Genomic DNA, 13,475 nt, shown 5'->3' with positions numbered 1-13,475 from the left:
CCTGTCTTCAGGTGGAATCGGCTTCAGGTCAGTGCTTGTTTTCATAGATCCACGGGTACACCAGCAGGCCAGCCGCTTCGTTGAGCAACACCCCACTTTGAGTAAACACCCGGCTCTCGGGTAGCCAGCCGCCAAAAGGCCGGGCATTGTCCACACCAAGAAAGCCGACCGGCGCACTCACCACAGTAAAACCGGCCTGCTCGAAGCTCCAGCGAGCGCGAGGCATATGCCAGGCCTGAGTAACCAGCACCACACGCCTGATACCCAACGGCTGCAGAACCCTGGCGGCCATCGTGGCGTTTTCCCATGTCGTGCGGCTCTGCCCTTCCTGCCAGCGCACCGTCACGCCGAAGTCCTCCTGCAGCGATTGCGCCATGATGGACGCCTCGCTGGGCGGTTGATCAAAATGCAGGCCGCCCGCGGTCATGATCGGCAGCCCGGATTCTTTCGCCAGGCGAGCCGCCAGACGCAGCCGCTCCAGCCCCAGACCGGTGGGCGTGTCAGCCCCCCAGGTCGGAGAGTTGCGTTCACGCCCATTGCCCAGCACCACGATAGCGTCGGCCTGCTGCGCCAATATCGGCCATTGCTGTCGGGGTAACGGGGTTGTTCGCTCAAGCTGGCGAGCGGAAAACTCCACCACCACCGGTAGACTCATCAGCCACAGCCCACCCAGCCCGACGATAAAGCAGGCAGCGGCCAGACGCGGGCGGGATCGGCGCAGCCACCAAGCGGCGATCAGCAATAGAAAAAGAATGCCGGGCGGCAGCAAGAGGGTTTTGAGCAAATAGCGCAAAGGCATCAGGACATCTCCAGAGATGTCCGCAGCCTAGAATGTTTGAAGCATGGCAACAATGCCGGAAGGAGCAGGCCCTCAGCCCGCGTGATAGACAGAAATGTAAAGCTTAGCTGTGACGGCCCAGCCGCACCGTCGCCTTTGCCCGCCGCTTGTCTTTCAGCCAGATGATAGTGGCCGTTGCTTTGGGCGCATTGATCAACCGGCTATGCTCTGACGATGTCGCGTAGCTGCCCTTGATGCTGGCAGTTGCACTGGTCGCCATCACGTCCTTCTCGAGATAAGCCTTTATCCACTCGAACTCGGCACAACTCAAGCCCTGGAGTTCAAGCTCGGCGGGCAACTCGTTTCGGAGCCGCAACGATGTACGTGCCGTTTCAAGGGCAAGCCCGAGACGATCGATCAAACGTTCGTAAAGCTCAGATGTACTTACCGCGTGCTGCAACTCAGTCATCCGCTCACCTCCTCGAAGATAATCATCACCCTCGACGTTGAGCTTAGCGCTGCTTCGAAAACAGGCCGGGGACTGCGACCAACGGCCAGATAGAGCAGTCAGACGGGCTTTGCCCTTGTCAGAGGCAATCAGGGTTTCCCTCGATAGACGGCCCTCATGTATGCTACGGCGCTTCCTGTAATTCCACTTCCGTGCTCTTGAGCCCGAACGCACCGCACAGACAGTTGCAATTGTCCGTCCCGCGGTGCCGACCTGACTCGGCGAAGCAATGAAGAGGTCAAGGGTCACTAATCTTTAGTCAAAAGTAGCCATGCACGAACTCTATCAGCCCCGCGAAATCGAAGCCGCCGCCCAAACCTTCTGGGATGAGCAAAAGTCTTTTGAAGTCAGTGAACAGCCAGGCAAGGACACCTTCTATTGCCTGTCGATGTTCCCTTACCCGAGCGGCAAGCTGCACATGGGCCATGTGCGCAACTACACCATCGGTGACGTGATCTCCCGCTATCAGCGCATGCTGGGCAAGAACGTCCTGCAACCACTGGGCTGGGACGCATTCGGCATGCCGGCTGAAAACGCCGCGATCGACAACAACGTCGCGCCAGCCAAGTGGACCTACGAAAACATCGCCTACATGAAGAACCAGCTAAAGAGCCTGGGTCTGGCGGTCGACTGGTCGCGTGAAGTCACTACCTGCAAGCCCGATTACTATCGCTGGGAACAATGGCTGTTCACTCGCCTGTTCGAAAAAGGCGTGATCTATCGCAAGAACGGCACCGTGAACTGGGACCCGGTCGACCAGACCGTACTGGCCAACGAGCAGGTCATCGACGGCCGTGGCTGGCGTTCCGGCGCGCTGATCGAAAAGCGCGAAATCCCGATGTACTACTTCAAGATCACTGCCTACGCCGACGAGCTGCTGGAAAGCCTCGACGAGCTGCCGGGCTGGCCTGAACAGGTCAAGACCATGCAGCGCAACTGGATCGGCAGGTCGCGCGGTATGGAGGTGCAGTTCCCGTACGATCAGGCCTCCATCGGCGAAGCAGGCGCACTGAAAGTCTTCACCACCCGCCCGGACACCCTGATGGGCGCGACCTATGTTGCCGTTGCCGCTGAACACCCGCTGGCCACCCTGGCTGCGCAGGGCAACCCGGCCCTGCAGGCTTTCATCGATGAGTGCAAAGGCGGCAGCGTTGCTGAAGCAGACGTTGCCACGCAGGAAAAGAAAGGCCAGCCGACCTCGTTGTTCGTCGAGCATCCGCTGACCGGCGAAAAACTGCCGGTGTGGGTCGCCAACTATGTATTGATGCATTACGGCGATGGCGCTGTCATGGCAGTCCCTGCGCACGATGAGCGCGATTTCGAATTTGCCAGCAAATACGACTTGCCGATCAAACCCGTAGTACGCACCAGCGCTGGCGATGAAACGCCTGCGCCGTGGCAAGCCGAGTACAACGAACAAGGCCCGCTGATCAATTCCGGCGAGTTCACCGGCCTGAATTTCCAGGACGCATTCGATGCCATCGAAGCCGCGCTGGTCAAGAAATCCCTGGGCCAGTCGCGCACCCAGTTCCGCCTGCGCGACTGGGGCATCAGCCGTCAGCGTTATTGGGGCTGCCCGATCCCGATCGTGCATTGCGACACCTGCGGCGACGTGCCGGTCCCTGAAGACCAGTTGCCGGTTATCCTGCCCGAAGACGTGGTGCCGGACGGCGCAGGCTCACCATTGGCGCGCATGCCCGAGTTCTACGAATGCAGTTGCCCGAAGTGCGGCGCACCGGCCAAGCGTGAAACAGACACAATGGACACGTTCGTTGAGTCTTCCTGGTACTACGCGCGTTATGCTTCGCCGCATTACGAAGGTGGCCTTGTCGAGCCGAACGCTGCCAACCACTGGCTGCCGGTTGATCAGTACATCGGCGGTATCGAACACGCAATCCTGCACCTGCTTTACGCTCGCTTCTTCCACAAATTGATGCGCGATGAAGGCCTGGTGACGTCGAACGAACCGTTCAAGAACCTGCTGACTCAAGGCATGGTCAACGCCGAAACCTATTTCCGCATGGAAACCAGCGGCAAGAAGACCTGGATCAACCCGGCCGACGTCACCCTCGAAAGAGACGCCAAGGCCAAGGTCATCAGCGCCACACTGACCAGCGACGGCCTGCCGGTTGAAATCGGAGGCACTGAAAAGATGTCGAAGTCGAAAAAGAACGGCATCGACCCGCAGACCATGATCGACCAGTACGGTGCCGACACCTGCCGCCTGTTCATGATGTTCGCCTCGCCACCTGACATGAGCCTCGAATGGTCTGATTCTGGCGTAGAAGGTTCGCATCGCTTCCTGCGTCGTGTGTGGCGCCTGGCACAGGCGCACGTCAGCCAGGGCGCGCCGGGCTCACTCGACATTGCAGCACTGACCGACGAACAGAAAGCCGTTCGCCGCTCGATTCATCAGGCCATCAAACAGGCGAGCCAGGATATTGGCCAGAACCAGAAATTCAACACGGCCGTCGCGCAAGTGATGGCCTTGATGAACGTGCTGGAAAAAGCCCCGCAGGCCACTGCGCAGGATCGCGCATTGCTGCAGGAAGGCCTGGAAACGGTCACCCTGTTGCTGGCACCGATTACGCCGCACATCAGCCACGAGCTGTGGACCCAACTGGGCCATGGCGAGCCGGTCATCGATGCGGGCTGGCCAGTGTTCGACGCAGAGGCTCTGGTGCAGGACAGCCTGCAACTGGTCATCCAGGTGAACGGCAAGCTGCGCGGCCATATCGAGATGCCTGCCAGCGCCAGCCGTGAAGAAGTCGAGGCGGCCGCACGCATCAACGAAAACGTATTGCGCTTCACTGATGGCCTGACCATACGCAAGGTGATTGTCGTGCCTGGCAAACTGGTCAACATCGTCGCAAGCTGATTGGATCGGGCGCCCTGCGAATGCTGGGCGCCGACTATATTTCCAGGGCACGCACTGCGGCCCAAACGGATTCAAGGGGAGCATCAAGATGATCAAACGCAATTTGCTGGTGATGGGCCTGGCTGTTCTGTTGAGTGCCTGTGGCTTCCATCTGCGTGGCACCGGTACGACAGAGCTTGCGCTCAAAGAGCTGGATGTCAGCGCGCGCAACGCCTACGGCGAGACCGTGACCCAACTGACACGCCTGCTGACCAGTTCCGGCGTCAAGGTTTATACCGGCGCGCCTTACAAGCTGATCCTGACCAACGAAGCTGAAACCCAGCGCACCATCAGCTATTCCGGTTCGGGCCGTTCTGCCGAGTACCAGTTGACCACCACCCTGACCTATGAAGTGCATGGCGACCGGGATCGTGTACTGCTGGACAGCAAAGTCAGCGCGGACCGCTCCTACGTACACGACGGCAATAACCTGACCGGTTCCGATCAGGAAGCTTCGCAGGTACGTCAGGAAATGCGCAATGACCTGATCCAGAAGCTGATGGCACGCCTGCAACAGCTGACCCCGGCACGTCTTGACGAACTGCAGGCCAAGGCCGATGCGGTTGCCAAGGCCGAAGCCGACGCACTGGAAGCCGCTCAGCGGATCCGTGACGAGACGCCTCAGCAGTCGCCTGTCGAAGTTCCGGCCAGGTAAGTGTCCGGGGCCAGTGATCTGGCCCCGACATGCTCTGACTCGTGAAACTCGCCCCCCCCCAATTGGGTAAGCACCTGCAAGGTGCGCTTGCGCCTGTCTATGTGATCAGCGGCGACGACCCGTTGCTCTGCCAGGAAGCAGCCGACGCAGTTCGCGCCGCCGCACGTCAGCAAGGCTTTGATGAACGCCAGGTCTTCAGCGCTGACGCCAGCTTCGACTGGGGCACCCTGCTGCAGGCAGGTGCGAGCATGTCGCTGTTTGCCGAGCGTCGTCTTCTGGAGCTGCGCCTGCCCTCGGGCAAGCCCGGTGACAAAGGTGCTGCGGCGCTCATGGAATACTGCGCACGGCCTGCCGAAGACACGCTACTGCTGATCAGCCTGCCCAAGCTCGATGGCAGCGCGCAAAAGACCAAATGGGGCAAGGCACTGATCGACGGTGCGCAAACCCAATTCGTGCAAATCTGGCCAGTGGACATCGGCCAGTTGCCGCAATGGATTCGCCAGCGTCTTTCTCAGGCCGGGCTGGCCGCAACCCAGGATGCGGTAGAGCTGATCGCAGCTCGGGTTGAAGGCAATCTGCTCGCCGCCGCGCAGGAAATCGAAAAGCTCAAATTGATGGCCGAAGAAGGTCAGATTACTGTCGAGACGGTGCAGGCTGCCGTCGCTGACAGTGCGCGTTTCGACGTATTCGGCCTGACCGATGCGGTGCTAAACGGCGAAGCAGCCCACGCGTTACGCATGCTCGAAGGCCTGCGCGGCGAAGGCGTAGAAACACCCGTGATCCTTTGGGCGCTGACCCGCGAATTGCGTGCGCTGGCCAACATGTCCCAGCAGTTCAGCCAGGGCGTGCCGCTCGACAAGGTATTCAGCTCGGCCCGCCCACCGATCTGGGACAAGCGCAAGCCGCTGATGAGCAAAGCCTTGCAACGCCATTCGGCGAAACGCTGGAGCCAGCTGCTGATGGATGCACAGCGCATTGACGCGCAGATCAAAGGCCAGGCGGCAGGTTCGCCGTGGAGCAGCCTGAGCAGACTGGCGCTGCTGATGGCCGGACAGCGACTGGCGTTGCCTGCGGAGTAGGCCTCATGTGCGACATACCTGCAGGTCTTTTTGAAGTCGTTGGTCGTGCCATTTTCTATCCGGTCGGATGGCCGATCGTAAAACTCCTGACGCTTGGCAAATACCCTGCAAAAGGCTCCTGGTTTACAGAAACCCCGGCCGCGAACTGGGCAACCGGAGTCGGAATGGCCATCTTGGCCCTCATCATAATGGCGCTGTTTCATCAGTTCAGTCTGCCGCCTGCCTGACCTAGGGCATGGACCTGACACTACGCGTATCCTCTCGTCCCTACGCTCTGCGCTGATCGCCATAGCACACGACTATTAGACACAACCGCGGATCTGCCTGATGATTTGCGGCGCTTTACAACACCCATCAGGAGTACGCGCCATGAGCAAGCCAAAAAGGCCGAACAAGGCCAAATCGATCATCGCCCAGCCATTGTTCCGCAGTCGTCAGGAACAACCCTCCAAGGGCAAAGGCAGCTACCGCCGCGAAGCCTTCCAGTCTAAAAGCTGGGAGGCTTCCTGCTTTATGGCTGCGTGATATAGAGCAACATCTCCGAGGCGCTTTCCACCGCTTAGCCGTGTTATGGTCTGCACCTACCGGTAATACCCTTGGACTCAAGCATGCCTTCTCGTTTTACCCATCGCCCGCAGCTGCGCCAACTCATCGCTGCCTCCAGCCTTATTGCCCTGGTAGCCTGCGCAGAAAAACCCACTGCAGCCGATGCCACGCCTCTTCAATCCAGCAAAGTGCAGACAAACCCTCCTGCCGTGGCCCCCACGCCAGCGCTGGTCGTCGATGACACCCTCACCATTCAGCCCGCCGTCAGCTTCAGCGAATGGCAGGCCGGCTTTCGCGCTCAGGCGTTGAAAGCAGGTATCCGTGCGGACGTATTCGACCTGGCGTTTGCCGGCGTCACACCCGACATGAGCGTAGTGAAGGCAGACCGCAGCCAGCCAGAGTTCAGCCGCCCGGTCTGGGAATACCTAGACGGCGCGATTTCCGCTGTGCGTGTGCGCAAGGGTCAGGCGCTGCTCTCGCAGTACGCCGATGATCTGCAAAAAATCGAGCAACAGTATGGCGTGGACCGTCAGGCATTGGTCGCGGTGTGGGGCATGGAGAGTAACTTCGGCTCGTTCCAGGGTACGCAGTCCGTCATCCGTTCATTGGCGACACTGGCCTATGAGGGGCGTCGTCCAGGTTTCGCACAGAGCCAGTTGCTGGCTGCGCTGGAGATCATCCAGCATGGCGACATTACCCCGGACAAGATGCTCGGTTCATGGGCTGGTGCGATGGGCCAGACCCAGTTCATACCGACCACTTACAACACACACGCCGTGGATTTTGACGGCGATGGCCGCAGGGATATCTGGAATACACCGGCGGACGCCCTCGCCTCCACTGCTCACTACCTGCAAAGCTCTGGCTGGCAGCGTGGTCAGCCATGGGGCTTTGAAGTGGTGCTGGGCACTGGTTTCGATTATTCCCTGGCCGACTCGACCACCCGCAAGAGCCTTGCCGAATGGCAGCAACTGGGCCTGAAACAGCCCGACGGCTCCGCGATCCCGGTTGCGGCCAGCCAGCAGCAGGCCGCTTTGCTGTTGCCTGCCGGCTACCGTGGTCCGGCATTTCTGGTACTGGATAACTTTCGCGCCATCCTCAAGTACAACAATTCCACGTCATACGCGCTGGCGATCAGCCTGCTGTCCGACCGCTTCAAGGGCGCAGGCTATGTGGTAGGCAGCTGGCCGCGCGGAGACCTGCCGCTGAGCCGCTCTGAGCGCATCGAACTGCAAACCCTCCTCACGGCCCGTCAATACGACGCAGGCGCGCCAGACGGCATTATCGGGGCCAATACACGCAAGGCAATCCGCAGCGCCCAGCAATCCTTCGGCTGGCCTGCAGACGGGTATCCGACGCATGAGTTGCTGGAAGCGCTTCGCAAGCCTGTCGGGCAGTAATCGAGAGGACGCAGATCGTCCAGAACTGCATGCCCACGCGGAGCATGGGCACGATGATCAGATAAAACAAAAAAGGGCCAGGTATCGCTACCGGGCCCTTCTTGTTTTAGCGCTCGCGGTCAGAGCATCGCCTTGGCGATCTTGGCCTGTTCGTCGGCGTGGTACGAAGAGCGTACCAGCGGGCCTGAAGCAACGTTCTTGAAGCCCATCTTGTAGCCTTCTTCGGCGAACCAGGCGAACGTGTCCGGATGGACAAAGCGTTGCACCGGCAGGTGGTTGCGCGAAGGCTGCAGGTACTGACCCAGGGTCAGCATGTCGATGTCGTGCTCACGCATGCGTTGCATTACTTCGATGACTTCTTCGTCGGTCTCGCCCAGCCCCAGCATCAGCCCGGACTTGGTTGGCACGTGCGGGACCATCTGCTTGAAGCGTTGCAGCAGTGTCAGCGACCATTGATAGTCCGACCCCGGACGCGCAGCCTTGTAGAGGCGCGGCACGGTTTCCAGGTTGTGGTTGAACACGTCAGGCGGCTCGGCGGCGGTGATTTCCAGCGCCACGTCCATCCGCCCACGGTAATCGGGTACCAGCGTTTCAAGCTGGACACCCGGTGACAACAGACGGATCTCGCGGATGCAGTCGGCAAAATGCTGAGCACCGCCATCACGCAAGTCGTCGCGGTCTACCGAGGTGATCACCACGTATTTCAGACCCAGGTCGGCAATCGCAATGGCAAGGCTCTTCGGCTCGTCGGCGTCGAGTGCTTTCGGACGGCCGTGGCCCACGTCGCAGAACGGACAACGACGGGTGCAGATGTCGCCCATGATCATGAAGGTCGCGGTGCCGCCGGAGAAGCACTCGCCCAGGTTGGGGCAGGAGGCTTCTTCGCAGACGCTGTGCAGCTTGTGCTTGCGCAGCAACTGTTTGATACGGTCGACTTCCGGAGAAACCGGGATACGAACGCGGATCCAGTCGGGCTTTTTCGGCAGATCGACGGTTGGAATGATCTTGACCGGGATGCGCGCAACCTTTTCCGCTCCGCGCAGCTTGACGCCCGCTTCGACTTTCGGACGGGCCACACGCTCGGAAACGTCAAGCGTCGGGATCAGGGTTTGCACGGTGTCAGTCATAATGGTTTATTCCGCCCGTAAGGGTCGCCTGCTCAGCGTAGTCGAGGTGTTTGACGAGCTGCATGCGCAGTCGGACACTTACCTCGGAAAATTCTATCTGCTCTGCCTGATCGCTCAGTTGGGTCATGGCCAGCCCGGCGTAGCCGCAAGGATTGATGCGGCGGAACGGCTCCAGATCCATGTCGACGTTCAACGCCAGACCATGAAACGAACAACCATTACGGATACGCAGGCCGAGCGACGCGATTTTAGCGCCATCGACGTACACGCCCGGCGCGTCGGCTTTGGCGGCTGCCGCAACGCCATAATCGGCCAGCAGGGCAATCAGCGTGTTCTCGATCCGGGTGACCAGATCGCGCACGCCGAAACCAAGGCGCCTGACGTCAAGCATCAGGTAAGCCACAAGTTGGCCCGGGCCATGATAAGTCACTTGGCCGCCACGATCGACCTGTACAACAGGAATATTGCCCGGCAGCAGCAAATGCTCGGGCTTGCCGGACTGTCCCTGGGTGAAGACTGGCGGGTGCTGGACCAGCCAGACCTCATCAGCAGCGTCCCGGCCACGTCCGTCGGTGAAGCGCTGCATGGCGTGCCAAACGGTTTCGTAATCGATCAGCCCCAGATCACGAAAGCCCAAGGCACCGCCCATCACAGCACCATGTGCACGAAACCCGTAGCGCGAAGGGCACTATTGATATCGCGCAGTTGATCTTCGCCAGTGGCGACGATGTGCAACTGGACGGTGGTGTATTTGCCGTTGCTGCTCTGACGTTCAGCGAGCGTCTTGAGGTCGACCGTGGCGTGCTTTTCAAGCACTTCCATCACGGCAGCCGTAAAACCCACACTGGTGTCGCCGATCACCTTGATCGGGTAGTCATTGCAGGGAAATTCGATTTTGTGCGACTTGATGTCGGTATCGGTCATGGCAGTAAAGGTCTCACAAGCCGTGACGACGGACACGCCGCCCACTCAGATCATGAGCGGGCGGCGAGAAGGTCGGCAGTAGTTACTGGAAGGTCAGTTGAACAGGCCGTAGAAGAACAGGCGAATGCTATCCCACACGCGGCGGAAAATGCCACCTTCCTCGACGGCTTCAAGCGCGACCAGATTGGAGGTGCGAACCACCTGATCGTCTTTCTTGACTTCAACCTTGCCGATTACGTCGCCCTTGGCGATAGGTGCAACCAGCTGCGGGTTCATGGTCATGCTGGCAGACAGCTTTTTCATGTCGCCCTTCGGCATGGTCATGCTCAGATCTTCAGCCAGACCGGCCTTGACCTGACGCTCGGTGCCTTTCCAGACAGTGGCCTGAGCAAGCTCGGTGCCCTTCTGATAGAAGTTCTGGGTTTCGTAGAAACGGAAGCCGTAAGTCAGCAACTTCTGGGTTTCGGCCGCACGAGCCTGCTCGCTGTTGGTGCCGAACACCACGGCAATCAGACGCATGCCGTCACGAACAGCCGAAGAAACCATGCAGTAACCGGCTTCATCAGTGTGACCGGTCTTCAGACCGTCAACAGTCTTGTCGCGCCACAGCAGCAGGTTGCGGTTAGGCTGTTTGATGCCGTTCCAGAAGAACTCCTTCTGCGAATAGATCGCATAGTGAGCCGGGTCTTCGTGAATGATGGCACGGGCCAGAATCGCCATGTCATGAGCCGACGAGTAGTGCTCCGGATTCGGCAGACCGGTCGGGTTCATGAAGTGGCTGTTGGTCATGCCAAGGTCGGCAGCCGTCTTGTTCATCATGTCGGCAAACGCATCTTCGCTACCGGCAATGTGCTCGGAAATAGCGACGCTGGCGTCGTTACCCGACTGGATGATGATGCCGTGCAGCAGATCGCTGACGGTTACCTGGCTGCCCACCTTGATGAACATCCGCGAACCGCCTGTGCGCCAGGCGTTTTCACTGATGGTCACCGGATCGTTTTCACCGATCTGGCCGCGACGGATTTCCAGGGTCGCGATGTAAGCGGTCATCAGCTTGGTCAGACTGGCAGGCGCCAGACGCTGGTCACCGTTGTTCTCGACCAGAACGTTACCGCTGGTGGCGTCCATCAGCACGTAGGCCTTGGCCGCCAGTTGCGGTGCGGCAGGCGTCATCTGCTCAGCAGCCCACGCAGCCGGGGTGATTATCAGTGGAACAAGCAGGCACAAGCGTTTTGCAAAGGTGGTGATGTTCATCCGTCTCTCGAGAATCCTAATGGGCAAACATGCCCTTGCGGGCAAAACTGAACAGACCGGCGAGACGAAAAGGCCTCGGTACGGCTCGTGGCGCCAGGCTGTTACCCTGGCTGACAAAGTCGCCTGTTCGACACACGACCTTGTGGCAGTTACCTGCAACGCCTGCCCTTGGGCAAATGTGCGCCGCCTGCGACTGCATTTCGCCCTCCGATATTGCCGGAGGGCGACTGTCGAAAAAACTTACTGATCCGATGTCACTACGCTTGGCTGACCCAGATTGGCCGACCTAACGCTGTTTTGCAGCTGCTGGGCTTCACCCGGCGTGTCGATCGGTCCCATCCGCACCCGATAGAGCGTTTGCTGATTGCGAGCTATCGAGCTGACGAAGACCGGCGCTCGAACCATCCCGCTCAGTTTCGACCTCAGGAGTTCCGCAGCGTCCGGATTGGCGAAGGCTCCCACCTGGAGAAACAGCCCAGCGGCTTGTCCTGAAGCGTTTTTTTTTGCGTCAACCTGCAAGGGCACGACGGGTGCTGCGTGCTGCTGGGGTGGCGGCGTGTACTGCTCGACGATTCCGGTCGAGGTGGACAGCGCGGGCGGCGTGGCCTGGGCAGTCACCTGCGGCTGATTAAGCAGCAACGGTGCCGGTCGGCCACGTTGTGCCCACCACTCCTGAGGGTCGATACCTTCGACCTTGACCCGTGCAGTGCCGGTTTCGGCATAACCGAGTTTTTTCGCTGCTGCGTAGGACAGATCGATGATCCGGTCCGAATAGAACGGGCCGCGGTCGTTGACGCGCAGAATCACAGTGCGGTTGTTGTCCAGATTGGTCACTTTGACGTAGCTGGGCAACGGCAGGGTCTTGTGTGCGGCACTCATGCCGTACAGGTCATACACCTCGCCATTGGCGGTATTCTGCCCGTGAAACTTGGTGCCATACCAGGACGCGGTGCCCGTCGCGACGTAGCGCTTGGAATCGCTCATCGGAAAGTAGGTCTTGCCCAGCACGGTATACGGGTTGGCCTTATAGACACCCGTGTGCAGGGTCGGCGTCGCATCGGGGATGCGTGAAACATCCACGTCCCACCACGGCGCGCCGTCCTTGTGGGCACGGTTGATGTCCAGCCCCGGCATCGAGCGCACGACGGCACCGCCTTTCGGCGCTTGCGTACTGGTCGTGCGCGATGGCGAGGAGCAACTGGCAACCAGCAACGCGAGGCCACTCAACGCCAGCAGCTTTAATGATTGACGGATTGGCATTGCCCGCATTACTTGACGCCTCGAGCTTGAACCAACGATTCAGACAGCTGATACACGGCCATGGCGTACATCACACTGCGGTTATAACGGGTAATTGCATAAAAATTGTTCAGACCCAGCCAGTATTCAGGACCATTATCGCCATCAAGACGGAACGCCGTCACCGGCATGTCGTCGCGCAGCGCATCATGACTCGCCCAGCCCAACCCTCGCAACTCCCCAACCGACATTACCGGATCAAGCGCAGGACTCAAGCCCTCGTCAACCCGATCGCCGCGTACAGTGACACGACTGACCACCTGCTGACCCGCGACCCAACCATGCTGCTTGAAGTAGCTGGCGACGCTGCCGATAGCGTCGTCCGGATCGGTCCAGATATTGATATGACCGTCGCCGTCGAAGTCCACTGCGTAAGCGCGGAAACTGCTCGGCATGAACTGCGGCAGCCCCATCGCCCCGGCGTACGAGCCTTTGAGGGTCAGCGGATCAACCTGTTGCTCGCGAGCCAGCAGCAGAAACTCGCGCAGCTCCTTGCGGAAGAACGGAGCGCGTGGCGGGTAATCGAAACCGAGTGTCGACAAGGCGTCGATCACCCGGTAATTGCCGGTGTTGCGACCGAAAAACGTTTCAACGCCAATGATCGAGACGATGATCTGCGCAGGTACGCCGTATTCCTGCTCGGCACGTGCCAGCGCAGCCTCGTGTTGCCGCCAGAAGTCCACGCCTCGCGCGATGCGCGTATCGGTGATGAACATCGGACGATAGTCTTTCCACAGCTTGACCCGTTCGGCCGGGCGGGAAATTGCATCGAGAATGGCCTGCTTGCGCTCGACCTCACGAAACAGGCCCATCAACTGCTCACCGGCAAAGCCATGATCGCGGGTCATTTCACCGACGAACTCAGCCACTTGGGGCGAGCCGTCATAGTCACCGGCCAGCGCTTCCTGCACCGACCCAAGGATGCCCACCAGGCCGACCACCGGAGCATATCGAGCCCAGTTACGCATTGCTTGCATTGAGTTGTTCA

14 protein-coding genes are annotated in these 13,475 nt (G+C 59.8%); 6 read left to right on the top strand and 8 right to left on the bottom strand.

Annotated elements, in window-relative coordinates; translation table 11 throughout:
* Window positions 1-28: 28 nt before the first annotated feature.
* Both POR16_RS03265 and POR16_RS03260 read right to left on the bottom strand, forming a co-directional pair.
* Window positions 29-799 carry a YdcF family protein gene (locus tag POR16_RS03265; protein ID WP_005888751.1) on the bottom strand — a complete coding sequence of 257 codons (771 nt, stop codon included), beginning with the start codon at window positions 797-799 and terminating at the stop codon, window positions 29-31.
* Window positions 800-902: 103 nt separating this feature from the next.
* Window positions 903-1,247: a hypothetical protein gene (locus POR16_RS03260; protein WP_005888749.1), complete on the bottom strand. Its 345-nt coding sequence runs from the start codon at window positions 1,245-1,247 to the stop codon at window positions 903-905.
* A gap of 310 nt (window positions 1,248-1,557) precedes the next feature.
* Between POR16_RS03260 and leuS the strand changes: the two genes are divergently transcribed.
* From leuS to POR16_RS03230, 6 genes are all read left to right on the top strand, one after another.
* Window positions 1,558-4,164 (top strand): leucine--tRNA ligase, encoded by a 2,607-nt coding sequence (gene leuS / locus POR16_RS03255; RefSeq protein ID WP_122381213.1) that lies wholly within the window; start codon window positions 1,558-1,560, stop codon window positions 4,162-4,164.
* A gap of 88 nt (window positions 4,165-4,252) precedes the next feature.
* On the top strand, window positions 4,253-4,858 hold the full coding sequence (locus tag POR16_RS03250) for an LPS-assembly lipoprotein LptE (RefSeq protein ID WP_005888742.1): 606 nt from the start codon (window positions 4,253-4,255) through the stop codon (window positions 4,856-4,858).
* 41 nt (window positions 4,859-4,899) lie between these two features.
* Window positions 4,900-5,937 carry a DNA polymerase III subunit delta gene (gene holA, locus POR16_RS03245; protein WP_005888740.1) on the top strand — a complete coding sequence of 346 codons (1,038 nt, stop codon included), beginning with the start codon at window positions 4,900-4,902 and terminating at the stop codon, window positions 5,935-5,937.
* Window positions 5,938-5,942: 5 nt separating this feature from the next.
* Entirely contained in the window at window positions 5,943-6,164 is a 222-nt protein-coding gene (locus tag POR16_RS03240; protein WP_005888738.1) for a hypothetical protein, read from the top strand.
* A 142-nt stretch (window positions 6,165-6,306) separates the two neighbouring features.
* Entirely contained in the window at window positions 6,307-6,462 is a 156-nt protein-coding gene (arfA, locus tag POR16_RS03235; protein ID WP_003376569.1) for an alternative ribosome rescue factor ArfA, read from the top strand.
* Window positions 6,463-6,545: 83 nt separating this feature from the next.
* On the top strand, window positions 6,546-7,883 hold the full coding sequence (locus tag POR16_RS03230; protein WP_024670319.1) for a lytic murein transglycosylase: 1,338 nt from the start codon (window positions 6,546-6,548) through the stop codon (window positions 7,881-7,883).
* A gap of 119 nt (window positions 7,884-8,002) precedes the next feature.
* On the opposite strand, the gene lipA is transcribed toward POR16_RS03230, so the two are convergent.
* From lipA to mltB, 6 genes are all read right to left on the bottom strand, one after another.
* A complete protein-coding gene (gene lipA / locus POR16_RS03225) occupies window positions 8,003-9,010 on the bottom strand; it encodes a lipoyl synthase (protein ID WP_005888734.1) in 1,008 nt (335 codons plus the stop codon).
* Complete coding sequence (lipB, locus tag POR16_RS03220) at window positions 9,003-9,659, bottom strand: lipoyl(octanoyl) transferase LipB (protein WP_005888732.1); 657 nt, start codon at window positions 9,657-9,659, stop codon at window positions 9,003-9,005. The genes lipA and lipB overlap by 8 nt, the downstream gene beginning before the upstream one ends.
* Window positions 9,659-9,934 carry a DUF493 domain-containing protein gene (locus tag POR16_RS03215; RefSeq protein ID WP_003340907.1) on the bottom strand — a complete coding sequence of 92 codons (276 nt, stop codon included), beginning with the start codon at window positions 9,932-9,934 and terminating at the stop codon, window positions 9,659-9,661. The genes lipB and POR16_RS03215 overlap by 1 nt, the downstream gene beginning before the upstream one ends.
* Before the next feature lie 93 nt (window positions 9,935-10,027).
* Window positions 10,028-11,188 (bottom strand): D-alanyl-D-alanine carboxypeptidase family protein, encoded by a 1,161-nt coding sequence (locus tag POR16_RS03210; RefSeq protein ID WP_005888730.1) that lies wholly within the window; start codon window positions 11,186-11,188, stop codon window positions 10,028-10,030.
* Window positions 11,189-11,428: 240 nt separating this feature from the next.
* Window positions 11,429-12,457: a septal ring lytic transglycosylase RlpA family protein gene (locus POR16_RS03200; RefSeq protein WP_005888728.1), complete on the bottom strand. Its 1,029-nt coding sequence runs from the start codon at window positions 12,455-12,457 to the stop codon at window positions 11,429-11,431.
* Window positions 12,457-13,464 (bottom strand): lytic murein transglycosylase B, encoded by a 1,008-nt coding sequence (gene mltB / locus POR16_RS03195; protein ID WP_005888726.1) that lies wholly within the window; start codon window positions 13,462-13,464, stop codon window positions 12,457-12,459. The genes POR16_RS03200 and mltB overlap by 1 nt, the downstream gene beginning before the upstream one ends.
* Window positions 13,465-13,475: the final 11 nt, after the last annotated feature.

This window comes from Pseudomonas coronafaciens pv. oryzae str. 1_6, from assembly GCF_000156995.2.
Classification (GTDB): domain Bacteria; phylum Pseudomonadota; class Gammaproteobacteria; order Pseudomonadales; family Pseudomonadaceae; genus Aquipseudomonas; species Aquipseudomonas tremae.
The sequence above is the reverse complement of the archived record's forward strand: the minus strand, read 5'-3'. Positions and strand labels throughout refer to the sequence as shown.